General features: G+C 70.5%; 26 protein-coding genes. 11 read left to right on the top strand and 15 right to left on the bottom strand.

Annotated elements, in window-relative coordinates; all coding sequences use genetic code 11:
- Positions 1-87: 87 nt before the first annotated feature.
- From QFW96_RS08600 to QFW96_RS08580, 5 genes are all read right to left on the bottom strand, one after another.
- Positions 88-1,065: an ABC transporter substrate-binding protein gene (locus QFW96_RS08600; protein ID WP_281455013.1), complete on the bottom strand. Its 978-nt coding sequence runs from the start codon at positions 1,063-1,065 to the stop codon at positions 88-90.
- 77 nt (positions 1,066-1,142) lie between these two features.
- The gene (locus QFW96_RS08595; RefSeq protein ID WP_281455012.1) at positions 1,143-2,195 is read right to left on the bottom strand and encodes an ABC transporter permease; all 1,053 of its coding nucleotides are present in this window, start codon (positions 2,193-2,195) and stop codon (positions 1,143-1,145) included.
- Positions 2,195-2,959 (bottom strand): ATP-binding cassette domain-containing protein, encoded by a 765-nt coding sequence (locus QFW96_RS08590; RefSeq protein WP_281455011.1) that lies wholly within the window; start codon positions 2,957-2,959, stop codon positions 2,195-2,197. The genes QFW96_RS08595 and QFW96_RS08590 overlap by 1 nt, the downstream gene beginning before the upstream one ends.
- Complete coding sequence (locus tag QFW96_RS08585; RefSeq protein ID WP_281455010.1) at positions 2,956-3,999, bottom strand: class I mannose-6-phosphate isomerase; 1,044 nt, start codon at positions 3,997-3,999, stop codon at positions 2,956-2,958. The genes QFW96_RS08590 and QFW96_RS08585 overlap by 4 nt, the downstream gene beginning before the upstream one ends.
- The gene (locus QFW96_RS08580; RefSeq protein WP_281455178.1) at positions 3,996-4,970 is read right to left on the bottom strand and encodes a LacI family DNA-binding transcriptional regulator; all 975 of its coding nucleotides are present in this window, start codon (positions 4,968-4,970) and stop codon (positions 3,996-3,998) included. Before QFW96_RS08580 ends, QFW96_RS08585 begins: the two co-directional genes overlap by 4 nt.
- A 383-nt stretch (positions 4,971-5,353) precedes the next feature.
- Here QFW96_RS08580 and QFW96_RS08575 point away from each other — a divergent pair, with 383 nt between their 5' ends.
- The 3 genes from QFW96_RS08575 (at position 5,354) to QFW96_RS08565 (ending at position 7,563) form a co-directional block, all read left to right on the top strand.
- Positions 5,354-6,739 carry a glycoside hydrolase family 47 protein gene (locus QFW96_RS08575; protein WP_281455009.1) on the top strand — a complete coding sequence of 462 codons (1,386 nt, stop codon included), beginning with the start codon at positions 5,354-5,356 and terminating at the stop codon, positions 6,737-6,739.
- 80 nt (positions 6,740-6,819) lie between these two features.
- Positions 6,820-7,146 (top strand): divalent-cation tolerance protein CutA, encoded by a 327-nt coding sequence (cutA, locus tag QFW96_RS08570; RefSeq protein WP_281455008.1) that lies wholly within the window; start codon positions 6,820-6,822, stop codon positions 7,144-7,146.
- A 57-nt stretch (positions 7,147-7,203) separates the two neighbouring features.
- The gene (locus QFW96_RS08565; RefSeq protein WP_281455007.1) at positions 7,204-7,563 is read left to right on the top strand and encodes a DUF3817 domain-containing protein; all 360 of its coding nucleotides are present in this window, start codon (positions 7,204-7,206) and stop codon (positions 7,561-7,563) included.
- On the opposite strand, the gene QFW96_RS08560 is transcribed toward QFW96_RS08565, so the two are convergent.
- Entirely contained in the window at positions 7,560-8,060 is a 501-nt protein-coding gene (locus tag QFW96_RS08560) for a MarR family winged helix-turn-helix transcriptional regulator (protein WP_281455006.1), read from the bottom strand. The genes QFW96_RS08565 and QFW96_RS08560 overlap by 4 nt on opposite strands.
- A 101-nt stretch (positions 8,061-8,161) precedes the next feature.
- On the opposite strand from QFW96_RS08560, the gene QFW96_RS08555 reads away from it, so the two are divergent.
- Positions 8,162-8,464, top strand: a complete 303-nt coding sequence (locus tag QFW96_RS08555) for an MTH1187 family thiamine-binding protein (protein WP_093413563.1) — start codon at positions 8,162-8,164, stop codon at positions 8,462-8,464.
- A gap of 70 nt (positions 8,465-8,534) precedes the next feature.
- On the opposite strand, the gene QFW96_RS08550 is transcribed toward QFW96_RS08555, so the two are convergent.
- Positions 8,535-8,789: a hypothetical protein gene (locus QFW96_RS08550; protein WP_281455005.1), complete on the bottom strand. Its 255-nt coding sequence runs from the start codon at positions 8,787-8,789 to the stop codon at positions 8,535-8,537.
- 376 nt (positions 8,790-9,165) lie between these two features.
- Here QFW96_RS08550 and QFW96_RS08545 point away from each other — a divergent pair, with 376 nt between their 5' ends.
- Positions 9,166-10,086: a tetratricopeptide repeat protein gene (locus tag QFW96_RS08545; RefSeq protein WP_425524737.1), complete on the top strand. Its 921-nt coding sequence runs from the start codon at positions 9,166-9,168 to the stop codon at positions 10,084-10,086.
- Between the two features lie 95 nt (positions 10,087-10,181).
- On the opposite strand, the gene QFW96_RS08540 is transcribed toward QFW96_RS08545, so the two are convergent.
- The 3 genes from QFW96_RS08540 to QFW96_RS08530 form a co-directional block, all read right to left on the bottom strand.
- Positions 10,182-10,901, bottom strand: a complete 720-nt coding sequence (locus QFW96_RS08540) for a tyrosine-protein phosphatase (RefSeq protein WP_281455004.1) — start codon at positions 10,899-10,901, stop codon at positions 10,182-10,184.
- Positions 10,902-10,945: 44 nt separating this feature from the next.
- The gene (locus QFW96_RS08535; protein WP_281455003.1) at positions 10,946-12,370 is read right to left on the bottom strand and encodes a neutral zinc metallopeptidase; all 1,425 of its coding nucleotides are present in this window, start codon (positions 12,368-12,370) and stop codon (positions 10,946-10,948) included.
- Positions 12,371-12,655: 285 nt separating this feature from the next.
- Positions 12,656-13,876 (bottom strand): neutral zinc metallopeptidase, encoded by a 1,221-nt coding sequence (locus QFW96_RS08530; protein ID WP_281455002.1) that lies wholly within the window; start codon positions 13,874-13,876, stop codon positions 12,656-12,658.
- Positions 13,877-13,965: 89 nt separating this feature from the next.
- Between QFW96_RS08530 and glgP the strand changes: the two genes are divergently transcribed.
- Positions 13,966-16,515 (top strand): alpha-glucan family phosphorylase, encoded by a 2,550-nt coding sequence (gene glgP / locus QFW96_RS08525; RefSeq protein WP_281455001.1) that lies wholly within the window; start codon positions 13,966-13,968, stop codon positions 16,513-16,515.
- A gap of 7 nt (positions 16,516-16,522) precedes the next feature.
- Here the strand turns inward: glgP and QFW96_RS08520 are convergent, their stop codons facing one another.
- Positions 16,523-17,695 (bottom strand): MFS transporter, encoded by a 1,173-nt coding sequence (locus tag QFW96_RS08520; RefSeq protein ID WP_281455000.1) that lies wholly within the window; start codon positions 17,693-17,695, stop codon positions 16,523-16,525.
- 105 nt (positions 17,696-17,800) lie between these two features.
- On the opposite strand from QFW96_RS08520, the gene QFW96_RS08515 reads away from it, so the two are divergent.
- On the top strand, positions 17,801-18,373 hold the full coding sequence (locus QFW96_RS08515; RefSeq protein ID WP_281454999.1) for a TetR/AcrR family transcriptional regulator: 573 nt from the start codon (positions 17,801-17,803) through the stop codon (positions 18,371-18,373).
- A gap of 138 nt (positions 18,374-18,511) precedes the next feature.
- On the opposite strand, the gene QFW96_RS08510 is transcribed toward QFW96_RS08515, so the two are convergent.
- The gene (locus QFW96_RS08510) at positions 18,512-19,459 is read right to left on the bottom strand and encodes a GlxA family transcriptional regulator (RefSeq protein ID WP_281454998.1); all 948 of its coding nucleotides are present in this window, start codon (positions 19,457-19,459) and stop codon (positions 18,512-18,514) included.
- A gap of 69 nt (positions 19,460-19,528) precedes the next feature.
- Between QFW96_RS08510 and QFW96_RS08505 the strand changes: the two genes are divergently transcribed.
- Entirely contained in the window at positions 19,529-20,473 is a 945-nt protein-coding gene (locus tag QFW96_RS08505; protein ID WP_281454997.1) for an NADP-dependent oxidoreductase, read from the top strand.
- Positions 20,474-20,537: 64 nt separating this feature from the next.
- Here the strand turns inward: QFW96_RS08505 and QFW96_RS08500 are convergent, their stop codons facing one another.
- From QFW96_RS08500 to QFW96_RS08490, 3 genes are all read right to left on the bottom strand, one after another.
- Positions 20,538-21,677, bottom strand: coding sequence for a hypothetical protein (locus QFW96_RS08500; RefSeq protein WP_281454996.1), 1,140 nt, complete (start codon positions 21,675-21,677; stop codon positions 20,538-20,540).
- 160 nt (positions 21,678-21,837) lie between these two features.
- The gene (locus QFW96_RS08495; protein WP_281454995.1) at positions 21,838-22,263 is read right to left on the bottom strand and encodes a rhodanese-like domain-containing protein; all 426 of its coding nucleotides are present in this window, start codon (positions 22,261-22,263) and stop codon (positions 21,838-21,840) included.
- A complete protein-coding gene (locus QFW96_RS08490) occupies positions 22,260-22,856 on the bottom strand; it encodes a cysteine dioxygenase (RefSeq protein WP_281454994.1) in 597 nt (198 codons plus the stop codon). The genes QFW96_RS08495 and QFW96_RS08490 overlap by 4 nt, the downstream gene beginning before the upstream one ends.
- A gap of 496 nt (positions 22,857-23,352) precedes the next feature.
- Here QFW96_RS08490 and QFW96_RS08485 point away from each other — a divergent pair, with 496 nt between their 5' ends.
- The 3 genes from QFW96_RS08485 to QFW96_RS08475 all read left to right on the top strand — a co-directional run bounded on the left by QFW96_RS08485 (position 23,353) and on the right by QFW96_RS08475 (position 26,308).
- Positions 23,353-24,120, top strand: coding sequence for an ABC transporter ATP-binding protein (locus tag QFW96_RS08485; RefSeq protein ID WP_281455176.1), 768 nt, complete (start codon positions 23,353-23,355; stop codon positions 24,118-24,120).
- A 125-nt stretch (positions 24,121-24,245) separates the two neighbouring features.
- On the top strand, positions 24,246-25,028 hold the full coding sequence (locus QFW96_RS08480; protein WP_281454993.1) for an enoyl-CoA hydratase/isomerase family protein: 783 nt from the start codon (positions 24,246-24,248) through the stop codon (positions 25,026-25,028).
- A gap of 101 nt (positions 25,029-25,129) precedes the next feature.
- Complete coding sequence (locus QFW96_RS08475) at positions 25,130-26,308, top strand: THUMP-like domain-containing protein (RefSeq protein WP_281454992.1); 1,179 nt, start codon at positions 25,130-25,132, stop codon at positions 26,306-26,308.
- Positions 26,309-26,363: the final 55 nt, after the last annotated feature.

The raw sequence follows: 26,363 nt of genomic DNA, 5'->3' as shown, positions 1-26,363 counted from the left end.
TCCCGTGCTCGCGCCCGCCCGGCCCGCGGGACGAAGGTGCCCGCCTCACCGCGGCGAGACGGGCACCTCCCGATCAACCGATCGGGATCAGCACTGCGACTTGTAGAAGTACTGGGCCTGCTGGTCCATGTTCTCGCGGGTGATGGAGATCATCTCCGTCTTGGTCTCCCGCTCCACCGGCTGACCCTTGATCGCCGAGATGGCGCGCTTGACGCCCTCCTGGCCGATCTTGCCGGGGTTCTGCGCGATGAGGGCCTGCACCCGACCGTTGCGCAGGTCGTCGACCTGCTTGGGGCTGGCGTCGAAGCCCACCAGCTGCACCTGGCCGGATTTGCCCGCGTTCGACAGCGCCGTGCCCGCGCCCTCACCGGTGTTGAGGTTCGTGCCGAACACGCCCACCAGGTCCGGGTTGGCCGCCAGGGTCGAGGACACGATCTGCGCGGCGGTCGCCGGCTCGTTCTCGGTGTACTGGGTGGGCAGCAGCTTCAGGTTCGGGTGCTTGCGGATCTCGTCCTCGAAACCCTTGGCGCGCTCGTCGGTGGTGGAAGTGCCGGCCTTGGTGTTGAGCGCCAGGACCGAACCGCCCTTGCCGCCCAGCAGCTGCACCAGCGTCTGCGCCGCCAGCTGCCCACCGGCGTAGTTGTCCGAGGACAGCGAGGTGACCGCGACGGACCGGTCCTCCAGCGCGGTGTCGACCTCCACGACCTGGATGCCGTTGCCCTTCGCCTGCTGCAGCGGAGCCGCCAACGCCTTGTCGTCGGTCGGAGCGATGATCACCGCGCCCGGCTTGCTGCTGACGATGCCGCCGAGGATCTGCGACTGCTCGGCCTGCTCGAACTTCTCCGGCGCCTGCGCGTTGAGCTGGTAGCCCTGCGCCGCGGCCTCCTGCTGCGCGGCGCACTCGACGGAGACGTAGAACGGTTCCCCTCGCTGCCCGGTGATCAGGGCCAGGTTCTTGTTGTTCGGGTCGGTCTGCCCGCCCGAATCACCGATCTGCCCGGAACCGCAGCCGGCCAGCAGCAGTGCCGCAGCGCCCAGCGCCAGCAGTCCCTTGTGCGTTCTCATCGAAACGACCTCCACACGACTCTGTGTTGAAAAAGGCTTCGGTTCCAAGGAATCGGTTTGTCAACGAGCTGGGGTTCTCACCGGCTGTTGCGGGCTCGACGCCGCCGCTGGTCCAGGTAGACCGCGGCGACCAGGACCGCCCCGACGGCGATCGGCTGCCAGAACGGGCGAACACCGGCCATCACGAACCCGGCGTCGAGCACCGCCGGGATGAAGATGCCGATGACGCTGCCGAGAATCGACCCGATGCCGCCGAACAGGCTGGTCCCGCCGAGCACCACCGCGGCGATCGAGTTGAGGTTGTCGTTGCTGTGACCGCTGATCGTGGTCGTGCCGAAGTAGGCCAACGACATGAACCCGGCCAGACCCGCCAGCACACCGGTCAGCGCGTAGACCACCACGAGGTGGCGGGTCACCTTGATGCCGCTGCGCCGCGCGGCCTCGGCGTTGGACCCGATCGCGTAGGTGTAGCGGCCGAAAACCGTGGTGTGCAGCAGCCACCACGCCAGCAGCGTGATGATCGCGGCCAGGATCACCAGGTTCGGCACCACCCCGAACGACGTTCCGGTGCCCAGCGTGGTGCGCAGCACCGAGGGGACCGTGCGCACGTCGACGCCGTTGGTCAGCAGCTGCGCAGCACCCAGCGCCGCGCCGAACGAGCCGAGCGTGACGATCAGCGCGGGCACCCGCGCCACCGCCACCAGCAGGCCGTTGAGCAGACCCCACACCGCGCCGCCGAGCAGCGACACGATCAGGCCGACGGCGATCACGCCCCATCCGGCGCCGGTGGCGTCACCGCCGCTGAGCGCTTCCATTGTCATGGCCGAGACGACCCCGGCGAACACCAGCACCGACCCCACCGACAGGTCGATCCCGGAGGTGATGATCACGAAGGTCATGCCGACCGCGAGCATCAGCAGCGGAGCGGCCTGCACCAGCAGGTTCTGCACGTTGAACAGGGTCAGGAACGCGTCCGGGCGCAGCGCGCCGAACAGCACGCACAACGCCACCAGCACCAGACCGGTCCACACCGTGTTGGAGCCGGCCAGCCGCGAGCGAAGGCTCGCGGCCTTGTCGTCCGGCGTCTGCTGCACCGGGGTCTCGGCGGAGGTCTTCTGCGGAGTGGGCATCAGCTCGCGTCCTCCTGGGCCAGGGCCCCGGTCATCGCACCGACCAGGTCCTCCAACTGGGCTTCGGCGGCCTTGAACCGGGCGACGCGGCTGCCCAGGCGCAGCACCTCGACGCGGTCGGCGACCGAGAGCACCTCGGGCATGTTGTGGCTGATCAGCACGACGGCCATGCCGGTGTCGCGGACGCGGCGGACCACGTCGAGGACGCGTTCGCGCTGCACCACACCCAGCGCGGCGGTGGGTTCGTCGAGGAACACCAACCGGCTCGCCCACGCCACCGAGCGCGCCACCGCGACGCTCTGGCGCTGGCCGCCGGAGAGGGAGCCGATCGGCACCGACAGGTCCTGCAGCGACACCCCGAACTTGGCGAACTGCTCGGTGGCTTCGGCGCGCATCTTCGCCTTGTCCAGCATCCCGAGCTTGCCGAGCAAACCCGGTTTGCAGATCTCGCGGCCGAGGAACAGGTTCGCGGCCGGATCCAGGTCCGGCGCCACGGCCAGGTCCTGGTAGGCGGTTTCGATCCCGTGACCGCGGGCGGCGGTCGGGGAGTCCAGCGACACCGGTTCGCCGTCGACCAGGATCTGGCCCGAGTCGGGCTGTTCCACCCCGGACAGGCACTTCACCAGGGTCGACTTGCCCGCACCGTTGTCGCCGATGAGCGCCACCACTTCACCGGGGTGCACGGTGAAGGACGCTCCGCGCAGCGCCTCCACGCTGCCGTAGCGCTTGACGAGGTCGCGTGCTTCGAGAAGGGGTTCGGTCATGCGTGGCTCCCAGCTGACGGAGGTCTGCACAGCACGGTGGTGAGGTCGCCTTCGAGTCGGGTCGCCCCCGCGGCGTGCGGCACGACGGCGGTGGTGCCCGGGCTGAGCTGCAGAGGGGAACCTTCCGCGCAGTGCAGTTCGCCGCTGCCGTCGAGGACGATCAGCACCCCGAAGGACGGGTCCAGTTCGGCCGATCCGTGCAGGCGGTCCGCGCGGAAGAACGGTGCGGCGTCGTCGGCCAGCAGCGGAACGCGTCCTTCACCCGCATCGCCGGTGCGCTTGATCAACGACGACAGGAGGGCGTCGTCGAACCGGGTGCGGTTGACGGTTTCCAGGGCGGTGGCGGTCTCCAGGCCGAGGAACGCGCTCTCGGCGTCGGACAGGAATCCCCGCCATTCCAAGGTGATCGAGAAGTCGGTGGGTTGCTGCAGCTCGACGATGAACACCCCGGCGCCGATGGCGTGCGGTGTGCCCGCGGGCACGTGCACCGTGTCGCCCGGTTTGACCGGGATCTCGTTCAGCGAGGCCAGCATCGCCGTGGAGTCCTGGGTGCGCACCCACGCGGCGACGGTCTCCGGTGACACGTCGTCCCGGAAACCCAGGTGCACCACGGGGTTCGGACCGCTGGTTCCCACCACGATCCACGCCTCGGTCTTGCCGAAGCGCGAACCCAGGTGCTGCTGGGCGAAACCGTTGTCGGGGTGGCAGTGCACCGGCAGCCGCTGCCCGGCGTCGAGCAGCTTCACCAGCAGCGCGGTGCTGTCGCCGAAGGTCGAGGTGTGCTCGGCTCCCAGCCAGGCCCGCGGGTCGGCGCTGACGGCGTCGCGCAGCAGCCTCCCGTCGGGCAGGCGGGAGAGCCCGGACTCGTCGTGCCCGAAGCGGGCCGTGGTGGAGGCGACCCAGTCCTCGGGGCCGAACTCGCTGTCGTGACCACCGCCGCGCAGCGCGGCGATCGACGCGCCACCCCGGTAGAACTGCCGGGGCTGGTTCGCCGGCAGGGCCGTGACCCGCGCGGGAGGTGAGCTGTGGACGGAACTCAACGCACTACCTCTCCAGAGCCTCGGACCAGCAGCCTGGTCGGGACGACCACGCGACCGGGCGGCGAGGCGTCGCCGTCCAGCCGTGCGAACAGCAACTCGGCCGCGGACTTGCCCAACGCCCAGGTGTCGTGGGTGACCACGGTGATCGGTGGATCCAGCAGGTCGGCCAGCTCGAAGTCGTCGAAGCCGACCAGCGCCGGGCGGCCCGGCCGTCCGGCCAGCGCCCGCAGCGCGTGCACGGTGATCCGGTTGTTGCCGGTGACCAGCGCGGTGGCGTCGCGCAGCGGCCCGGACAGGGCCTCGGCGACGGTGGTGTCGTCGTGCGGGCCCATCACGACCAGGCCTGCGTCGAAGGGAACACCGGCCTGGGCACAGCCTTCCCGGAACCCGCGCAGCCGCTCAGCCGCGGTGTGGATGTCGGGGGAGTCCCCGAGGAACGCGATGCGGCGGTGCCCGTGGTCGGCGAGGTGCCGCGCCGCCTGCGCGGTGCCGCCGGCGTTGTCGATGAGCACCGCATCGGCGTCGAGGTTGCCCGGTGGCCGGTCGACGAACACCACCGGTGTTCCGGCGTTGATCTCGTGCGCGATGTAGCCGTGCTGGTGACCTGCGGGAACGACGACGAGCCCGTCGACGCGCCGCGAGCAGAACTCCAGGACCAGCTCCCGCTCGCGGGTGGGGTCCTCGTCGGAGGAACCGGTGAGCACCTGCTTGCCCTGGACGCGGGCGACTTCCTCCACCGCGCGGGTCAGCACTGAGTAGAAGGGGTTGGCCAGGTCTTCCAGGACCAGGCCGAGCGTTCCGGTTCCGGTGCCGCGGCGCAGGTTTCGGGCGCTGACGTTGCGGCGGAAACCGAGCTGGTCGATCGCCGACAGCACGCGCTGCGCGGTCACCGGGTGCACGCCGGCCTCGGCGTTGACGACGCGGGAGACCGTTTTGACGCTCACGCCGGCCAGCCGCGCCACGTCGGTCATGGTGGCACGACGAACGTTCCTCGAATCAGACAACGTTGTCATGATGTCGCGGATTGGACCCCGCGGAAGATCGCCGTGTCAACGCCAGGAGGCCGAACCTGCTGCAGCCGGATGCGCGGAATGCTCCGCTCGGCCCAGCCGGTGGAAGGGCGCTTTTCGCGCGCGGGAGATGGGAGAAAGGTTCCCTCGCTCCCGTTTCGACGGCGCGAAGGTCGTGGTCAAGGCGCCCGTCGGTGGCAACCGGTGCAGCTGATCGATGCTCGCCGTGTCCAAAAACGACAGGAACGGCGCTGCACGTTGACCTGGTCGGCGACGGCCCGCGACGGTGGTGCTGCGTGGCTTGACAAGGTTGTCCAGGTGCGGAGATGACGATGCTTCCAGGCATGTCCAGAAGGTCCGTGTTGCGCGCGTTGGGTGCCGTCGCGGTGGCAGGTGGGACGATCTCGACCACGGCCGGTCCGGTTTCGGCTCAGGGGAGCTGGAAACCGGTCGCCGACACCGTCCGCGAGGAATACCTGTGGGCGTGGCGCCACTACGTCGATCGCGCTCTCGGCGCCGATCACATCAAGCCGATCTCCGGTGGTCGGGAGGACTTCTTCGTCGAGGGCCACTCGGTGGGGTTGAGCCTGGTCGAGGCGGTCGACACGCTGTGGCTGATGGAGGCCGACGACGAGGTCGCCCTTGCCGTGCAGTGGATCGTCGACCACCTGGACTTCGACGTCGACGCGCCGTTCCAGGTCTTCGAGACCAACATCCGCATGGTCGGCGGGCTCGCCGCCGCCTACCACTGCACCGGTGATTCCCGGCTGCTCGACCGCGCCAAGGACATCGCCGACCGGCTGCTGCCGGCCTTCACCCGGTCACCGACGGGACTGCCCTACCGGTACGTGAACCTGGCGACCGGGCAGGTCAGCGACCCCGAGACCAACATCGTCGAGATCGGCACCTACATCGCCGAATTCGGCGTCCTCACGCAGTGGACCGGGGATTCCCGCTACTACGACCTGGCGAAGCGGGCGATGCGCGTCGCCTACGACAACCGCACCGAACTCGGCCTGCTGCCGCACGACATCAACGCCGAGACCGGGCGGTGGCGCAACCGGCAGGCCACCATCGGTCCGCCCGGCGACTCCTACTACGAGTACCTCTGGGACGGGTACCGGCTCTTCGGCGACCCCGACCTCAAGCAGTGGTACGACACCCTCACCGAGGCGATCCTGACGCGGCAGGCCGAACGGCGGGACGGGCTGTTGTGGTTCCCGCAGGTCGACGCGTTCACCGGGGAGGTGCTCAGCCGCGAGCAGAGCGTCCTCGCCGGTTTCTACGCGGGACTGCTCGCCGAATCCGGCCATCTCGCCGAAGGCCGCGCCTACCACGACGCGTTCTCCGTCGTGCAGGACCGCTTCGGCGTGATCCCGACCTTCGTGGACTACTCGACGATGACCGCCACGCGCGTCGACAACGCGCTGCGCCCGGAGTTCGCGGACTCGGCGCTGATGCTGTGGCTGGCCACCGGCGACGAGGTGTTCCGCGAACGCGCCCGCACCCACTTCGAGAACATGCGGAGCACGTCCAAGACGACCTACGGTTTCGCGTCCCTGGCCGACGTGACGGCCACGCCACCGTCCCAAGAGGACACGTGCCCGGGCTACTGGTGGTCGGAGCAGATGAAGTACTACTGGCTGCTGTTCTCAGACACCCCGCGCCTCGACTACCGGGACAACTACCTGAGCACCGAGGCGAACCTGCTGCGGGGAGCGCGGCGCTGACCTGAGCATGGGAACCTTCCTGCCACCGCGGTGACAGGAAGGTTCCCATGTGCGCTGCGCCGCGCGGATACGCTGGTGTCATGGCCGATCACGTGCTGGTGGTGACCACCACCGATTCCGAGGAATCCGCCGCCGAGCTCGCGCGGGGTGTCGTGGAGGCGCGGTTGGGGGCGTGCGTGCAGGTCGTGCCGATCCGCAGCTTCTACGTGTGGGACGGCGCAGCTCAGGACGACCCGGAGTGGCAGCTGCAGATCAAGACCTCCGGTGGCAGGTTGGACCCCCTCATCGCGCACCTGAAGGCCCATCACGGCTACGACGTGCCCGAGATCATCGCGACGCCGATCGTCGGCGGGAACCCGGACTACCTGACGTGGGTCGACGAGCAGACCACTCCGCCGTCCCCGTGACGCGCGCCACCAGGCACACTCGCTAGGAGGTGCCGTGCAATCGGAAGTGGGGTCGACGTGCCGCGTAGCTATGGCGGGTGGTTCCGGCTGGTGGCGATCGCCGAGGCGTTCTCCTGGGCGGGTCTGCTGGTGGCGATGGCGTTCAAGTACGGGCTCGGCTGGCCGCTGGGCGTGACCATCATGGGTTCCGTGCACGGAGCCATGTTCACCGCGTACGTGCTGATCACGCTGGTCGTGTTCAGCCCGCTGCGGTGGCGCTTCTGGACGTTGGCGCTCGCCCTGGTGGCCTCGGTGCCGCCGCTGGCCACCGTGTGGTTCGAGCGCTGGGCCCAGCGGAAGGGCCTGCTCACCGAACCGGAGTCCGACGCACCGACCTTCTGGGGGCAGGTCCGCTACGCCCTCAAGGAGCTGAACTAGAAGTCGCCCGCCGCGTGGCGGACCTTGCCGAGGAGTTCGGTCAGCTGCTGGGTCTGGCGCTCGGTGATGCCGCCGAGCCCGAAGTCGATCTGGTTGACCGCGTCGGTGGCCTTCTGCATGAGGTTGCGGCCCTCCTCGGTGATCTCCACCAGGGTGGTGCGCCGATCGGTCGGGTGCGGGACGCGGCGGACCAGTCCGTCCTGCTCGAGCCGGTCGACGATGTTGGTGACGCTGGTGGGGTGCAGCTGCAGCCGGTCACCCATGACGCGCATCGGCAGGCTGCCGCGCTTGGAGAAGGTCAGCAGCACCAGCGCTTCGTAACGCGCGAAGGTCAGGTTGTGCGGGCGCAGCGCGTTGTCGACGGCGGACTGCAGGATCTGCTGCACGCGCATCACGCTGGTCACCGCGGCCATCGTCGTGGACGGGCCGATCCGCTCTGCCCAGGTCTCGGCCGCGCGCGCGATGGGGTCGAAGGGCAGTGGACCACGGGAGCTCATAACCACCGACGCTAGCAGCGCGAGAGTGCGAGCCCGATGGCTGTGCTGCTAGTACTTTTTCTAGGACTCATGTCAACGTGGATCAGGCGATGGGAGCGGACGTGCTGGTGGCCTTCAGTGTTGCCCCGAGCGGTGCCGGTGAGAGCGACAGCGTCAGCGAGGCGGTCGCAGCCGCGGTGAAGGTGGTGCGGGATTCCGGTCTGCCGCACGAGACGACCTCGATGTTCACCACGATCGAGGGCGAGTGGGACGAGGTCATGGACGTGGTCAAGCGGGCCACGGAGGCGGTCTCGGCGCACGCGCCGCGCACCAGCCTGGTGCTCAAGGCCGACATCCGCCCCGGGCACACCGGGCAGCTGCGGGAGAAGGTCGAGCGGGTCGAGCAACATCTCCGGGAACAGTAGGTGAACGCGGAACGGGGGTGGTGTCGTCATCGACACCACCCCCGTTGTCACGTCAGGCTTGCGACTGACGTCAGCCCTGCGGGTGGTCGACCACCGGGGCGTTGACGCACTCGCTGCTCTGCGGCGACAGGACCGGGACGACGACGCCGATGGCGGCACCCACGTTGTTGCCGCAGGCCTGCACCGGGACGGCGCTGATGTTGTTGTCGTCCAGCAGGTTGACGCCGTCGTTGTCGGCGGTGTCAGCGAACGCGGCGCTGCCCAGGGTCACGATGCTGAGGGCGGCGACGCCGGCGGCACCGGCAACACGAGTTGCAATACGCACTGTTTCGAACCTCTCGTTGAACTACTGGCCGAAGGTCCCCCACGAGAGACCCCGCAACCCACGGAGGACAGCAGTCCCTCGTGGGCTCTGTGTCCTCTTCGGCGATCACTGCGGGGATACCTGAGGGGTTGATCGCCAACACCACCTTTTCGAGTGGCTTCGTTCACCGGTTCGAATTGATCTCTGATGTTCTCGGCGTGTCGGGTCGAGCGCATTCGGTGATCCGGCCGCCGCCCGGACGTGACCTTGGGGCGCGCCGTGCGAGAAAGGTTCCCCGCATCGCCCGCCCACGCACCACGCCGCTGGTCGGACGTGTCAGGATGGACGCGTGACGAGGCCGGATCCACGCCAGAACGCAGCAGCCATGTCCGCCGCGATGTCGGGCGCAGTCGACCTGTCGGCACTCAAGAACCGTGCCGAGGCCGCCGCGAACTCCGCCGCCCAGCCGCCCGGTGGTGGCGACGGCGCGGCCGGGCAAGCCCACCCGGCGATCATCGAGGTCACCGAGGCCGACTTCCAGGCCGAGGTGGTCGAGCGGTCCCTGCAGGTCCCGGTCGTCGTCGACCTGTGGGCCACCTGGTGCGAGCCGTGCAAGCAGCTGTCCCCCGCGCTGGAGAAGCTCGCGCGCGAAGGCAACGGTTCCTGGGTGCTGGCCAAGATCGACGTCGACGCCAACCCGCGCATCGCGCAGCTGTTCCAGGTGCAGTCGGTGCCGATGGTGATCGCGGTTGCCGGCGGCCAGCCGGTCGACGGGTTCGCCGGAGCGCAGCCCGAGCCGCAGCTGCGCGAGTGGATCAGCTCGCTGCTCAACGCCCTGCGCGACCAGCTGCCCGGCATCCGCGCGGCCGAGGAGGGCGCCGCGGCGGCCGAGCCCGAAGAGGAGCCCGAGGACCCGCGGTTCACCGCCGCCGAGGACGCCCTGGAGAACGGCGACTACGCCGCGGCCGAGGCCGCCTACCAGCAGATCCTCGACAGCGAGCCGAACAACGAGCAGGCCAAGGCCGCCCTCATGCAGGTGCGGTTCATGGCGCGCGCCGAGCAGGCCGACCCGTCGGCCGTCGAACGCGCCGACGCGGCCCCGGACGACATCGACGCCCAGCTCGCCGCAGCCGACGCGGAGGTCGCGTTCGGCAAGGTCGAGGAGGGCTTCACGCGCCTGATCCAGACCGTCAAGCGCACCTCGGGCGACGACCGCGACCGCGTGCGCACGCACCTGGTCGAGATGTTCGAGATCTTCCCGGACGGCGACGAGCGGGTCACCAAGGCCCGCCGCAACCTCGCCAGCGCCCTGTTCTGATCAGCGCGCCTTTCCAGCGCGCGAACGCCCTCGGCACCACCACCGGTGTCGGGGGCTTTCGCACGTCAAGTGAGAGAAATGTTCCCTTCCACCGCTCACGCCGGGTCCAGCAGGCGTTCGCGGAGCGCGGCCAACCCCTCCTCGCCGAGCCCGGCGGTGCGCAGGTAGTCGGTGAAGTCGCGGCCGCCGAGGACCTCGTCGAGGGCCCGGCCCTCGGTGGTGCCGTGCTCGGCGAGGAATGCCCGGATCTTCGGGGTGTCGTCGCCCAGCCCCGCCCTCGCGCACAACTCCGCGCGGCGCTGGTGGCTCAGCGCGTAGTCCTCGGCGATGTCGGCCGGGCGCACCCCGAGCGAGGCGAGCAGGACCAGCACGATCAGCCCGGTGCGGTCCCGGCCGCCGCCGCAGTGCACCAGCACGCCGCCCGGCTCGGCGCGGACCAGCGCGTCGACGACCTCGGCGACGCGTCCGGGGAACCGGTCCAGGAACGGCCCGTAGTACAGGGGCGTGCCGCTGAACACCCCGCCCCACCGGTCCCAGAACTCGATGTCGGACAGATCGTCCAGCGGGATCCGGATGGTGGTCATCCCGGCCGGGCGCGGGCCCCGATCGGGTTCGGCCTCGTCCTCGCCGGTCAGGTCGATGATCGTGCGCACCCCGTGCCGCTGAACGTCGCCCCAGCCCGATGCGCTCAACTTCGCCGGGTGTTCGGCGCGCACCACCGCACCCCAGCGGGTCCGCCCGCCCGCAGCGGGCAGACCGCCCAGGTCGCGGGCGTTGACGAGACCGTCGAAGTCCAGGATCCGCTGTCGGCTCATGTTCTGGGGACGTGCCGGCCCGCGCGGGGTTGTCCGAGAACGCCTCAGCCGTCGTACTTCGTGGTGCAGGGGGACAGGCCCTCCTGCACGCCGACGCGGAACGCCTCCACCCGGGCGAAACCGACCGGAACCTGGTCACCGTTGACGTTCGCCGAGATCAGGCTCTCGTCACCGAGCAGCGCGGACACGCCCTCGTCGATGTCCTGCGGCACGATCCGCAGCTTGCCGACGGGGTTGCGCTGGCCGATCGGATCTTCCACCAGCAGCCCGCTCCACGCGCCCACCATGCACGCCGTGCGCAGCCCGGCGGCCTCGTCGTCGAGGGAGTATCCCGCCGCCTTCTGCACCGACAGCGCGTACCGGGAGGCGACCTGGGCGTAGGCGGCGAAGTCGCCGTACCCGGCGGACTGGCTGTTCTTGCTCGGCGGGGTCGCGATCTCGCGCAGCTCCGGCACGTTCAGCGAGATCGTGTTCGTCTCCGAGCAGTACGAGGCGGGAGACGTCGGTTGCCGGCCGGAGCACGTCTTGGGGTCGTTCACGATCTCCGGCGGCTCGACCCCGGTGTCCCGGAAGACCGCGTGCAGGCTGTCCGCGACCGCCCGCAGGCTCCGGTCGTCGATGGGCAGCTCGGTCTCCTGCTGGGCGGGCTTCCAGTTCTGGAACAGCGTCGTGCGCTGGGTGACCTCCTCGTTGGTCATCTCCGCGCAGCGCTGCGGACCGTCGCTGAACCCGTACTGGAAGGCGCTGACCCGGTCGAAAGCGGTGCCGTGCGCGTTGCTGCCGGTGAAGTCCGAGGTCCCCGGGGAGTCCCGGATGAAGTTGAGCACGCCCATGACCTCGTTGAGGCCCGAACCGGTGGACACCTGGAAGTACTGCGACGACCCCTCGGCGACGTGCCGGAAGTAGGCGCCGGTGAAGCAGTCCGCCTGCTGCTCCAGCACGATGACGGGATCGTTCTGCTCAACGGTGCCCGCCCGGTGCTGCACGGCGTGACCCATCTCGTGCGCCAGCACGGTCACCACCGCCAGCGGTCCGAAGCTGTTGTTGAGCTGCGGCAGCAGCGTTCCGCGGTCCCAGGCGACGAGGTCCTCGGACGGGCAGTAGAAGGCGTTGACCATGCCCGCGGTGTTCTGCCCGCACAACGGGCCGCCGGGAGCACCCGAGTCGTAGGAGATCAGGCGTTTGAGGGGCTCGAACTTCTTGCCGCGGAACGCGTCCGGGAAGGCTTCGGCCCAGTAGGCGTCGACGTCGGCGACCGCGTTGCGCGCGATCTTGTCCATCTCGCCGTTGTCGGTGCCTTCCACCGGAAGCGGGGCCTGCGGCGCACCGTCCTTCGGCCCGCTCGGCCCGTCGGCGGCGGGCAGCCCGGCCACGCTGGTCGTCGAATAGCCGCCCAACGTGGTGGGAACACCGCTGATGACCTGAGAACACCCGCTGACCAGCGATGCGCAGGTGAATGCCGAGATCACGGCACCGAGGATCCGCCTCCGCCGCGAACTTGCCGTCGCCACCACTCCACGCGCCCCATCTCGCCGCCGGTACCGAATTCGTTCGCACCGGGCTGGTCGCGCGGCCCGGTCGTCGCGCAGCAGCCTATCGGGTGACCGATCTTCGTCACGTCCGATCTCGGAGGCCGCCGATCAAGGAATGACAGGAAGGTTCCCACGCCCCGCCCGCCGGGCCGACGGGAGTGGCAGGAAGGTTCCCTTGCTCAGCTCACGGGCCTGGCCGCTGCGGCAGGAAGGTTCCCTTGCTCACGTCAGGCACCCGCCGGAGCCGGAGCGGACGCCCTCGCGGAAGGACGCGATCCGGTCGAAGCCGCTCATCGGGGTCCCTCCGCCGCGTGACACCGCGTCGGATTCCAGGACGATCCGCACCGCCTCGTCCAGGTCGCCGGGGGACAGGTGCGGTTGGGCTGCGGTGAACGCTCCCGTCAGGCAGGAGATCGCGGCCCCGGTCGGGCGGTGGCCGAGTTCGGTCAGCGCGGCCAGGGCGTAGCGGGAGGCGATGAGGGTGGTGACGGCCTGGTCGCCGACGTCGTCGTGGGTGCCGGCGAGCGCGGCCGGGTCCGCGGCGACCGTCGGGGGCGAGGGGCAGAAGCCGACCGGCCCGCTGGCGCCTGGGCAGCGGGCCGCGCGGGCCGGGGGAACCCATCGCCCGCCGCGTTCGGTGACGACGTCGCCGAAGTGGTCGGCGATCGCGGTCGTGTCCAGGACCGAGGCGAGGGGAGCGTTCGGGTCGGCGTCGGTCGGCTCGGCCACCTCGCTCTCGCGCACCTGGGTGCAGCCGCGCGGCCCGCTGTCGAAGCCCTGCTGGAACGCCGTCACCCGGTCGAACGCGGTGCCGTGACCGGAGGTGCCCACCGGGTCGCGGAAGACCGTGATGGCGCGCAGCGCGTCGTCGAGCCGGTCCGGGCTGGTGCGCAGGTGCGGGGCGCGGCCGTCGGAGACCCAGCGCAGGAACGATCCCGCGTAGCAGTCGGCCATCGACTCCAGCCGCAGCGGTTCGCCGTCGGCGAGCCCGGCTCGCTGCTGCACGGCGTGCCCGATCTCGTGGGAGAGGACGACCGCCACGGCCGTGTCCCCGTAGTGCTCGCGCAGCACCGGCAGCAGCGCCGCGCGGTCCCAGGCGATGGCGTCCACCGACTGGCAGTAGTAGGCGTTGCCCTCCACCTCCCGCGGGTCGGACGCGCAGGGCGGCGCGGTTCCTGTGGCGTTGTTGGTGTCGACCGAGAAGAACCCGCCGTCGAGATCCCGCCACGGGGAACCGAACGTCTCGGGGTAGGCCTGCGCCCAGTAGCGCTGCACGTCGGTGACGACGGTGGCCGCCAACCGGTCGGTGCCGCCGCCGTCGGTGCCGTGCACGAACCCCGGATCGACCGTGGGTTCCGCCACACCCGGCGGTGGCGCAGCGGGTGTGGAGCAGGCGCTGATGATCAGCGCGATGGTCACCGCGACGAGTCCGAATGCACGCACGTACCCCAGCTTCCCACCCGTCTCCGGGGTCTCGGCGGCGTCGGTGCGCGTCGCACGCGAGCGTGTCGAGCGAGATAGGGTCCGCTCCCGTGAGAGCAGTCCACCGCTTCACCGTCCGGGCCCACCTGCCCGAGCCGCTCGCCGCTCTGGGCAAGCTGGCCACCAACCTGCGCTGGGCCTGGCACCCGCCGACCCAGGACCTGTTCTCGGCGGTAGACCCGCAGGTGTGGGCGGCGGTGGGAGCCGATCCGCTGCGGATGCTGTCCGAGGTGCCCGCGGAGCGGTTGCGCCAGCTGGCCGCCGACGAGGACTTCCTGGCGCGCACCCGCGCGGTGGGCGACGACCTGCGCCGCTACCTGACGGTGCCGCGCTGGTACCAGCAGCGGCAGGACGAGGGCGCCGAACTTCCCGCCTCCATCGCCTACTTCTCGATGGAGTTCGGGCTGACCGAGGCGCTGCCGAACTACTCGGGCGGCCTGGGCGTGCTCGCGGGTGATCACCTCAAGTCCGCGTCCGACCTGGGGGTTCCCCTCATCGGCGTCGGGCTGCTGTACCGCTCGGGCTACTTCCGGCAGGGGTTGTCGTCGGAGGGCTGGCAGGTCGAGCACTACCCGGTGATCGACCCGCGCGGCCTGCCGCTGGAGGTGCTCACCGACGCCGACAACCGCCCGGTCGTGGTGGAGGTCGCGATGCCCGCGGGCCGCACGCTGCACGCGAGGGTGTGGAAGGCGCAGGTCGGGCGGGTTCCGCTGCTGCTGCTCGACAGCGATCTGCCGGACAACGACGACGACCTGCGCGGCACCACCGACCGCCTCTACGGCGGCGACGCCGAGCACAAGATCCGCCAGCAGATCCTCGCCGGCATCGGCGGGGTGCGGGCGGTGCGCGCCTACTGCCGGATCACCGGGCACCCGCAGCCCGAGGTGTTCCACACCAACGAGGGCCACGCCGGTTTTCTGGGGCTGGAGCGGATCCGCGAGCTGCAGGCCGACCCGGGGCTGGAGTTCGACCAGGCCACCGCGGCGGTGCGGGCGGGGACGGTGTTCACCACGCACACCCCGGTTCCGGCCGGGATCGACCGGTTCCCGGTGGACCTGGTGCGGCACTACTTCGACGACGGTGCTGAGCGGCCGTTGCTGCCGGGCGTGCCGTCGGAGCGGGTGCTGGCGCTGGGCGCCGAGGACAACCCGGGCATGTTCAACATGGCCCACATGGGGTTGCGGTTGGCGCAGCGCGCCAACGGGGTCTCGGAGCTGCACGGCGAAGTGATCCGCAAGATGTTCCGCAACCTGTGGCCGGGGTTCGGGGTCGAGGAGGTCCCGATCCGTTCGGTCACCAACGGTGTGCACGGGCCCACGTGGTCGGCGCGGGAGCTGGGCAAGCTGCTGGGCGAGTCCGAGATGGACAGCGGTGCCGGGTTGCGCGGGATGGAACCGGTCAGCGATTCGCTGCTGTGGGAGCTGCGGTGCTCGCTGCGGCAGCGGCTGATCGACGAGGTGCGGCGGAGGCTGCGCGTGGCCTGGAAGCAGCGCGGCGCCTCGGACCTGGAACTGGGCTGGTGCGACTCGGTTTTCGATCCCGAGGTGCTCACCATCGGTTTCGCGCGGCGGGTTCCCACCTACAAGCGCGCCACGTTGATGCTGCGCGACACCGAGCGCCTGCGGGAGTTGCTGCTGGATTCCCGGCGCCCGGTGCAGATCGTGGTGGCGGGCAAGTCCCACCCGGCGGACGAGGGCGGCAAGGCGATGATCCAGCGGATCGTGCGCTTCGCCGACAGCGCCGATGTGCGGCATCGCATCGTGTTCCTGCCGGACTACGACATGTCGCTGGCCCGCTACCTGGTGACGGGGTGCGACGTGTGGTTGAACAACCCTGTGCGTTCGTTGGAGGCGTGCGGCACGTCGGGGATGAAGGCCGCGCTCAACGGGGTGCTGAACCTGTCGGTGCGCGACGGCTGGTGGGACGAGATGTACGACGGCCGCAACGGGTGGGCGATTCCCACGGCCGACGGCGTCAGCGACCCGAACCGGCGCGATGACCTGGAGGCGGCCGCGCTCTACGAGCTGATCTCCGAGCACGTGGCGCCGATGTACTACGAGCGCAACAGCGACGGCGTGCCGGGCAAGTGGATGTCGATGGTGCGGCACACCCTGGCGACCTTGGGGCCGAGGGTGCAGGCGTCGCGGATGATCCGCGAGTACGTCGACGTGCACTACACGCCGGCTGCGCAGTCGATGCGCGCGATGTCCGCGGACGACTTCCGCGGGGCGCGGGAGATCGCCGACTACCGGGCGCGGTTGCAGGCGGCTTGGAGCCGGGTCCGGGTCGGGGACACCGAGATGTCGGTGGATCACGGGACGCCGCTGCTCGGCGGGCAGGTCACGGTGCGCGCCCGGGTGGACCTGGCCGGTCTGGACCCGTCCGACGTGGACGTCGAGGTCGTGGTGGGCCGGGTCGATGACAACGACGTCCTGCACGACTTCGTCACCGCGTCGATGAAGCCGATCGGCGAGGACCGCTACGCGGCGGCGGTGACCCTGCCGCACGCGGGCCCGGCCGGCTACAACGTGCGGGTCCTGCCGCGGCACCCGCTGCTGTCGGAACCGGCCGAGCTCGGCAAGGTGGTCCTGGCGGGCTAGGGAACCTTCATCGCACGCGGCGGATGCCGAAGGTGCCGAGGGCGAGGAAGACCAGCGCGGTGACGCACACGCCCGGCCACCCGTAGGCGCCGTAGGCGGCGCTGCCCAGGGCGGAGCCGAGGGCGCCCGCCAGGAACGTCGAGAGCATGAAGATCGTGTTCAGCCTTCCGCCTGCGGCGGGGTTGACCGACAGCGCCGCGTTCTGGTTGGCGGCCTGACCGACCTGCAGGCCGATCGGGACCGCTGCGGTGCCGATGAGGAGCGCGATCAGCGAGTTCGTGCCGAGGATCATCACGAGCGCTGCGAACGCGAGCACGCCGAGGCCCAGCGCGCCGACGAGGCGGGGGCCGCGCCGGTCGACCATCTTCCCGGCGACGGGTGCGAGCGCTGCGCTGATCAGCCCGAGGAGTCCGAAAAGTCCGGATTCGGCGACCGTGAAGCCGTGCGGTGGTGCGGTGAGCACGAGGGCGAGGGTGGTCCAGATGGCGTTGAAGGCCGCGAAACCACCGGCCTGGCGCAGGCAGGCGCGGCGAAGGCCGGGTTCGCGTCGCAGGTAGCCGGGGAGCGACCGCAACAGCGACCAGTAGTTCACCGGTTCCCGCTCGCCGTCGCCGGGCAGCGCGCGCACCGTCCACAGGCCGACGACGAGCGTCAGCGCGGCGCCGACGGCGAACACGGACCGCCACCCCATCAACCCGGCCAGCTGCCCGGACACGACGCGGGCACCCATGATCCCGGTGATCAGGCCGGCCTGGACCCAGGACATGGCGGTGCCTCGCTGCGCAGGGTCGGCCAGCTGCACGACGAGCGGGATCAGGATCTGCGGCACGACGGTGGTCACGGCCGCCAGCCCGGCGAGCACGGCCAGCACCGGCAGCGACGGTGCGAGGGAACTTCCCACCAGCAGCAGGGCGGTGAGGACGCTGAGCGTGCCGACCATCTTGCGGCGGTCGAGGCTGTCGCCGAGGGGGATGACGAACAGCAGCCCGGCGGAGTAGCCGAGCATCGCCGCGGTCACCACGATTCCCGCGCTCTGCGGCGAGGCGCCGAAGGTCTCGGCGATGGGGCCGATGATCGGCTGCGCGAGGTAGATGTTGGCGACGGTGATCCCGGCGCACAGCGCGGCGGCGAACAGCAGCGCGCGGCTGAGACGCCCGGTGTCGGGGGCGACGGCGGTCATGAGCTCTCCGCAGGGACAATGATGTAACCAACTGGTTGGTTACAGTGTGGTGGCGGCCCTCGCGCGTGTCAACCGACCGGTTGGTCACGGCGGTATGGTGCGGCTGTGTCCCGCAACGCCGAAGCCACCAAGGCCCGGATCTTCCAGGCCGCGACGACCGAGTTCGCCGCGCACGGCATCGCCGGTGCCCGGGTCGATCGCATCGCCAAGCAGGCCCAGGCCAACAAGCAGCTGATCTACGCCTACTTCGGCAGCAAGGACGCCCTGTTCACGGCCGTGCTGGAAGCGGCGATGGCCGAACTCGCCGCCGAGGTTCCCATCGACGGCGAGGACCTGCCCGGCTACGCCGACCGGCTCGCCGCCTACCACTCGGCCAACCCGCACGTCCTGCGCCTGCTCATGTGGGAGTCGCTGGAGCGCGGCGACAGCGGCGTCGTCGCCGAATCCGAACGCGTCGAGCACTACCGCCACAAGGTCGACGCCGTCCGCCGCGCCCAGCGCACCGGCGCCGTCACCGGCAATCTCGACCCGGGCGTGCTCGTCCTGCTCGCCCTCGGCGCGGTCAGCTGGCCCCTCGTCGTCCCGCAGCTGAGCCGGCTGATCCTCGGCGACACCGACGTAGACGACCTGCGCGCGGCCTCCCGCGAAGCGGTCCGCCGCCTCACCAACCCCGACTGAGCCGACGCGGTGCATGGGAACCTTTCGCTCACGCCGATGACAGGAAGGTTCCCTTGCTCACGACGCCCGGCAGGTCGGTGACAGGAAGGTTCCCTTCTTCGGCTCCACCGGGCGGGGGTGGCAGGAAGGTTCCCTGGCTCAGCTCGCCGCCGCGCCGGTCCGGAAGGTGCGCCGATAGGTCACGGGGGCGACCCCGATCGCCGCGTGCAGGTGCTGGCGCAGCGATGCGGCGGTGGCGAACCCGACCTGACCGGCGATCTGGTCGATCGACAGGTCGCTGGTCTCCAGCAGCTGTCGCGCGCGAGCCAGCCGCTGTTGCGTCAGCCACCGGCCAGGGCTGGCCCCGACCTCGTCGCGGAAGCGGCGGGCGAACGTGCGGTTGCTCATCCGCGCCTGCTCGGCCAGGTCGGCCACGGTCAACGGCCGGTGCAGGTTCTCCAGCGCCCACGCCCTGGCCGCCGCCGTGCCCTGGTCGCCCGGTTCGGGGACGGGCTGCTCGATGTACTGGGCCTGGCCGCCATCGCGGAACGGCGGCACCACGCAGCGCCGCGCCACTTGGTTGGCGATCTGGCTGCCGTGGTCGGAACGCACCAGGTGCAGGCACACGTCGATGCCGGAAGCGGCGCCGGCCGAGGTGAGCACGTCACCGTCCTCGACGAACAGCACGTCCGGGTCCAGCTGCACCGAGGGGAACAGGCGGCGGAAGTCGTCGGCCAGCAGCCAGTGGGTGGTGGCGGGCCTTCCGTCGAGCAGCCCGGCGGCGGCGAGCATGAACGCCCCGGTGCAGATGGACACGATCCGGGTCCCGGCCCTGATCGCGGTCAGGGCGCGCATCACCGGATCGGGGATTTCCGGCGAGATCAGGGCCACGTCGAACGGCGGGATGATCACGGTGTCGGCGGTGGTCAGCAGCTCCGGCCCGTGCTCGACCGAGACCATGAAGTCGGCGTTGCTGCGCACCGGGGCGCCGTCGACCGTGCAGGTCATGATCTCGTAGAGGCCGTCGGCGCTGCCGAACACGCGCTGCGGGATGCCCAGCTCGAACGGGTACACACCGTCCAGTGCGAGAACGACGACGCGATGCATGGCACGATCCTATCGAATGTTGTCCTTCCTGCCATTTCGAGATCGGTGCAGATGAGGCAGGGTGGGGGCATGAGTGAAACCATGCGTGCCATCACCCAGGACTCCTACGGCGGTCCCGAGGTGCTGCGCGAGGCGCAGTTGGACAAGCCCGAGCCGGGACCCAGCGAGGTCCTCATCCGCGTGCACGCCGCGGGCGTCAACCCCACCGACTGGAAGCACCGCGCTGGTCAGGGGTTCCTCTCCGAGCCCCCGCGCATCCTCGGCTGGGACGTCTCCGGCGTCGTCGAGGCCATCGGCACCGGCGTCACCCTGCACAAGCCCGGTGACGAGGTCTTCGGCATGCTGCCCTACCCGTTCGGCCTCGGCTCCCACGCCGAGTACGTCACCGGCCCGGCCCGGGCGTTCGCCCCGAAGCCGTCCGGGACCGACCACGTGCAGGCCGGTGCGATCCCGCTCGCCGCGCTCACCGCGTGGCAGGCCCTCAACGACACCGCGAACCTGCAGTCCGGGCAGCGGATCCTGATCCACGCGGCCGCGGGCGGCGTCGGGCACCTCGCGGTGCAGATCGCCAAGGCCAAGGGCGCCTACGTGATCGCGACCGCCAGCAAGAGCAAGCACGAGTTCCTGACCGGGCTCGGCGTCGACGAGCTCATCGACTACACCGAGACCGACTTCACCGAGGCGGTCAAGGACGTCGACGTCGTGCTCGACCCGATCGCCGCCGACTACCGCAGCCGCTCGCTGCAGGTGCTGCGCAAGGGCGGCATCCTCGTGTCGATCCTGCCCTACGACCGCGAAGAGCTCGTCGCCGAAGCCGAGGAGCTGGGCGTTCGCGCCGAGCTCATGCTCGTCGAAGCCGACCAGGCCGGCATGCAGGCCGTCCGCGAACTGGTCGAGTCGGGCAAGCTGCGCGCCGAGATCGCCGGCACCTTCCCGCTGGCCGACGCCGCCAAGGCTCACGCCCAGGGCGAGACCGGCCGCACCCAGGGCAAGCTCGTCCTGACCATCGACTGACACCCGCTCCGACCGGTGCAGGGGAACCTTCCTGTCACGCAGGTGGCAGGAAGGTTCCCCTGCTTCAGCTCACCGACAGGCGCTGGCGGGTCTCGGTGACGCGCGGCGACCACGGCGCCAGTTCCTCGGCGCGATCCAGGGCGGTGCGGGCCGCGGCGTTGTCGTGCAACGCCATGTGCGCGCGGGCGAGGGTCGCGAAGTCGTCGGCGCGGGACAGCGGCGAGTGGTTGTACTCGGCTCCGCTGGTGGCCAGCCGGACCGCGTCGTCCGCGTTGCCCTCGATCAACGCCAGCAGGCCGTTCGTGCCGTTGAGCTCGAACTCCGGATAGCCGAGCTGCACGGCGTCCTCAAGGGCCTTCTTCGCCGTCGGCAGCAGGCTTTCGGCCGGCATCTGCCCCGACTCAACGGCTTTGAAGCCCAAACCCGCCAGTCCGGCCAGCAAGTAGGCCATCTTCCGCGGCGGAACGTCGTTGTCGGACAGGAACTTCAACAGCAGCAGCACACCGGGCGCGTAGAGCCCGCGCGACTCCAGCACCGCGATCTGGCAGGACACCGTCGCGTTGATGCCGGGGAAGCGCTCGGCGAGCTCGTCGGCGCGGGCCTGCGCCACGTCGAGATCACCGGCCCGCAGCGCCTCGTAGGCGCGCGCCGCCAACGGGGCCGCGAGGAAGTCCGAACGCTCCTGCTCCGGCATGCGCGGTAACGAGAACAGCAACCAACCGGTCGAGGTCGTCAGCGGAACTCGCTTCGGCCACAGCTTGACGAGCATGAACGCGCTCATCACCAGCGCGAGACCGCGCCCGAACGCCCCGGGGACCACCAGCCACGCCACGGCCACGGCGGCGAAACCCGCCAGCGCCGAGACCAACCCGGCCAGCCAGCAGCGCAGGATCACCGGCGACCGCCACGGCCCGATCTGCGCCCGCAACGTCACCGGGAGCGCCCGGAACGTGAAAGTCGTGCTGCCGCGCCGGAACGAGGCGACCTCCCGCATCGCGCCGAAGACCACCTGCCGCACGCGCAGTCCGAACAGCACCGATCCCAGGAGCAACCCGATCTGCGTGGCCACCGGCAGCAGGATCGCTCCCACCACACCGCCCGCCCAACCGGCCGCGACACCGGCGACACCGGTCCCCAGGACCAGCTCGACCACCGCTAGGACAACCGCGCCCACCACGGTGACCAGCACCCACGGGCGTAACAAGAGGCTCTGCGCTCGCACAAGGCCCGGAGCCTACGGGACCCGCGCCCACCGGGGAGGCGCTTTGCTCGCGCTCCTGCGCCCGCAGGGCCGTGAAGTGAGCAAGGGAACCTTCCTGTCATCCACGCCGCCGGTCGGTGACAGGAAGGTTCCCTTGCTCAGGTCAGGCGATGGCGGCGGTGGTGGGAAGGCCCGCTCGCTTCCACGCGTGGAAGCCGCCTGCCAGGTCGGTGGCTCTGGTGAGACCGAGTTCCTGGGCTTGGGCGGCGGCGAGGCTGGAGGCGTAGCCCTCGTTGCAGATCAGCACGACCGGGCGCTGCGGGTGCAGGCCGGTGAGGCGGTGCGGGCCGGCCGGGTCGAGACGCCATTCCAGGACGATGCGTTCCACCGTGAGCGCTCCCGGGATCTCGCCATGCCTGAGCCGGTCGGACTCCGGTCGGATGTCGATGATCAGCCCGCCGTCTCGCTGGATCTCGAACGCTTCCTGCGGGCTGACGCGGGCGAGTTTCTCGCGGGATTCGGCCAGCAGGTGCTCGATCCCGTACGGGCCGAGGCCGATGGACTCGGTGCGGGGTTCGGGGACGGTCATCGGGTTCCCTCGATTCGCTGCGGCGGGACTGCGGGGATCTCGGCGAGGTCGGCGTAGTAGTTCACCGGAAGCAGCGGCGGCGAATAGGCGTGCACGCTGGCCGAGTTGACCGAGCTGACGTTGGTGACCTGGTGCGCGCGGCCGGGGCCGAAGCCGATCCCGGTGCCGAGGTCGTGGTGCTGGGTGCGGACCGGGCCGCTCGGGTAGCGGTAGTCCTCGCGCAGCGCGCCGAACAGGACCGAGAACGAACCGGAGGCGCCACCGTGGTCGTGGGCAGGTGTTCCCTGGCCGGGTGCCCACGACAGCAGCCACAGCTCGACCCCGGCGGTGAGGGCGAGTTTGGCCCACCACCGCTCCTGCTCGTCGACGCGCACGATGTTCATCAGGTCGGAGGTCAGCTCTCCTGCGACCAGTCCGGTGAGGTCGCGGAGTTCGCGCGCGCTCCAGTGGAGGTGGTCCGGGCGGATCAGGTCGCGCAGCAGCGGTTGGTTCAGCGACGGGTGCAGTTCGGCGTCGCCGGGCGCGGGCACCGGTGCGGTCGGGGTGTAGGCGGACAGCGGGGCGGACGGGTTCTCGGGCTGCGTGATGCTCATGGTGTCTCCAGGTGTGTTGCGGTGTGGCACCGGCACGACACACCTCTCCCCGGGACAGGGGAGTTCCTCGAAGAAGAGACAGGTGTTGTGACGATTCGTCGTGCCGCGATGACGTCGGGAAGCGGGAGTGGTCCCTCGGACCGCTTTCAGCGACAGGCGGAGGCGACGACCCGGAACAGGTCGATCACGCGATCGCGGGTGAGAAACGAATCGGACACGCCGCTGATCCTGGCACCGGGCCGCCGCCGGGACCAGGGCTCCCGGGATGTGGACGACCTGGATGCGCAGGGATGATCAGGTTCACCCGGGCGGGCGAGTGGTCAGCGGCATCCCGCTCGCAGGCGGTGCGGTTGCGGCGGGAAGAATGTCCCCCGGGAGGGGATCCGCCGGAACCTGCGGCGGTCCCGCGACGAAGACGAACGCCGAGTGCGCGCCTGGTTGCGCCGCCGCGGTCAGTCACGGCTGGGAGGTAGACGTGGACGACCTGGTCATCCAGATGGATGGCGTCGGTGTCCGGCGGGGCAAGACGACGCTGCTGGCCGACGTGAACTGGTCGGTCGAACTCGACGAGCGCTGGGTCGTGCTGGGCCCCAACGGGGCCGGCAAGACGACGCTGCTGAAGATGGCCAGCACCGAGATGCACCCGACCACCGGCACCGTCGACGTGCTGGGCGAGCGGCTCGGCAAGACCAACGTGTTCGACATCCGCCCGCTGATCGGGTTGTGCTCGGGTGCGCTTGTCAACCGCGTTCCCGGCGACGAGATCGTCCGCGACGTCGTGGTCAGCGCCGGGTATTCGGTGTTCGGCCGGTGGCGCGAGGAGTACGACGACCTCGACACCGATCGCGCGGTGGAACTGCTGGAGCTGCTCGGTGTCGCGCACCTCGCCGACCGCGAGTTCGGCACCCTGTCCGAGGGCGAGCGCAAGCGGGCCATGATCTCCCGCGCGCTGATGACCGACCCCGAGCTGCTGCTGCTCGACGAGCCCGCCGCCGGGCTGGACCTCGGTGGCCGCGAAGACCTCGTCAGTCGGCTGTCGACCCTGGCGCTGGACCCGGACGCTCCCGCATCGGTGCTGGTCACCCACCACGTCGAGGAGATCCCGCCCGGTTTCACGCACTGCCTGCTGCTGCGGGAGGGCAGCATCGTCGCGCAGGGGTTGCTCGAGGACGTGCTCACCGAGGACAACCTGTCCAAGACCTTCGACCAGAACCTCGAACTGCAGCGCGCCGGAGACCGCTACTTCGCCCGACGCAGGCCCTGACCAGCAGGGGAAGCGTCCGGTTCCGGCCGGTGCCGCGGCGGGTTGAGATCGGTGACACAGCAGATTTCGGGTGGGGCGCGATAGCCTCCCCGCGGCAAGCGGTGGTTCGACGAGGAGGTTGCTGCGTGGGCGAGTTCGTCAGGCTTGAGGTCGAAGGTGCGATCGGCACGATCCGGCTGGATCGGCCGAAGATGAACGCGCTGAACAGGCAGATCGAGACCGAGCTGCGCGACGTGGCGATCGAGGCCGCCGAGCGCGACGACATCCGTGCCGTGATCGTCTACGGCGGGGAGAAGGTCTTCGCCGCGGGCGCGGACATCAAGGAGATGGCCGACATGTCCTACGCGGACATGGCCGGCAAGGAGCAGCGCGGGCTCTCCGACGCGATGAGCCAGGTCGCGGCCATCCCGAAGCCCACGGTCGCGGCGCTCACCGGCTACGCGCTGGGCGGCGGTTTCGAGCTGGCGCTGTCCTGCGACCGGCGCATCGCCGCGGACGACATCAAGGTCGGCCAGCCGGAGATCCTGCTCGGCGTCATCCCGGGCGCCGGTGGCACGCAGCGGTTGGCGCGGCTGATCGGGCCGAGCAAGGCCAAGGACATCATCTACACCGGCCGGTTCGTCGAGGCGCAGGAGGCGCTGTCGCTGGGCATGGTCGACGAGATCGTGCCCTCCGCCGAGGTCTACGAGACGGCGAAGCGCTGGGCCGAGCAGTTCACCGGTGGCGCGGCGCGTGCCCTGGCGGCGGCGAAGGCCGCGATCGACGGTGGTCTCGACGTGGACCTGGACAACGGTCTGAAGCTCGAAACGCACCTGTTCGCCGGTACTTTCGCGACCGAGGACCAGACGATCGGCATGCGGTCGTTCATCGAGAACGGTCCCGGCAAGGCGAAGTTCACCGGGCGCTGACCCGGCAGGAAGCAGCGGAAGCGGTCGTGACGAGCACACCCCACCACCCGGTCCCCGGTTCGCGCCGGTCGCGCGCCTCGGGTGCGCGCTAGGAGGCGGTGGTGGGGTACTCGTTCGACCTCGACGACGTGCTGTTCCTGCGCTCGGCGGAGGGGTGCGCGGCCGTCGCCGAGCTGTCCGGGCTCGCGCTCACCGGCAAGTCCCGGTTGTTCGACGTCGCCGCGGCGCGGCGACTGGTGGGCGAGCGGTTCGCGGCAGCGGCTCTGGAAACCGCGGTGCTGCGCCGCAAAGCCGAGTCCAAGTTGGACGGTGGCGGCGACTGGTTGTTCACCGATTCCGCGTTGCAGCAGGCCACCGCGAGCGTCGTCGCCCGGCACCGAGCTCAGCGCCTTGCCGGACGCGATGTGCACGACGTGACCTGCTCGATCGGCGCCGACCTGGCCGCGGTAGCGGCGGTCGCGCGGCGCAGCGTCGGCTCCGACGTGGACCGGGTTCGGCTGCTCATGGCCCGCCACAACCTGGCTGCGGCCGGTCTCGACGCGGCGGTCGTGGAGGCCGACGCCCTGCGCCCGGTCACCCGCGACACCGTGGTGGTGGCCGATCCGGCGCGCCGCGACGAAGGCGGTAGGCGGCGCTGGGACCCCGCCGATCTGGTGCCCCCGCTGGACGAGCTCGTGGGCGTCTACGCGGGCCGCGACCTGGTGATCAAGTGCGCCCCGGGCTTGGACTTCGCGGCGGTGCCCGACGACGTCGAGGCCGAGGTGATCTCGCTCGACGGCGGTGTGCGGGAGGCCGCGCTGTGGTTCGGTTCGCTCGCGGACCCGACCGCGCGCCGCCGGGCGAGCGTGCTGCGCTCGGACGGCAGCGCGTGGACCATCACCGATGCCGAGTCCGACGACTGCCCGGCCGAGGACGTCCGCGAGTGGATCGTCGACCCCGATGGCGCGGTGGTGCGCGCAGGCCTGGTCCGCCACTACGCGGCGCGGCACGGGCTGGTGCAGCTCGATCCGCGCATCGCCTACCTCACCGGCGACGTCCCGCCGCCCGGGGTGCGGGCGTTCCGGGTCGTCGAGCACGGCCGGTTCAACGAGAAGGCTCTGCGCACGCTGCTGCGCAAGCACGACGTGGGCCGGTTGGAGATCCTCGTGCGCGGTGTCGACGTGGATCCCGACGCGTTGCGGCGCAGGCTCAAGCCCAAGGGTTCGCAGGAGGCCAGCGTCGTGATCACCAGGGTCGGTGACCAGGCGGTGGCCTACCTGTGCCGGGCGGAGCGCACCTGAACGACCACGCCCCCACGGTTGGTGATGTGCGTCACTGATCGGGTGCCGGTTGTGA

It is taken from the genome of Saccharopolyspora ipomoeae, assembly GCF_029952525.1.
Lineage (GTDB): Bacteria > Actinomycetota > Actinomycetes > Mycobacteriales > Pseudonocardiaceae > Saccharopolyspora > Saccharopolyspora ipomoeae.
The sequence above is the reverse complement of the archived record's forward strand: the minus strand, read 5'-3'. Positions and strand labels throughout refer to the sequence as shown.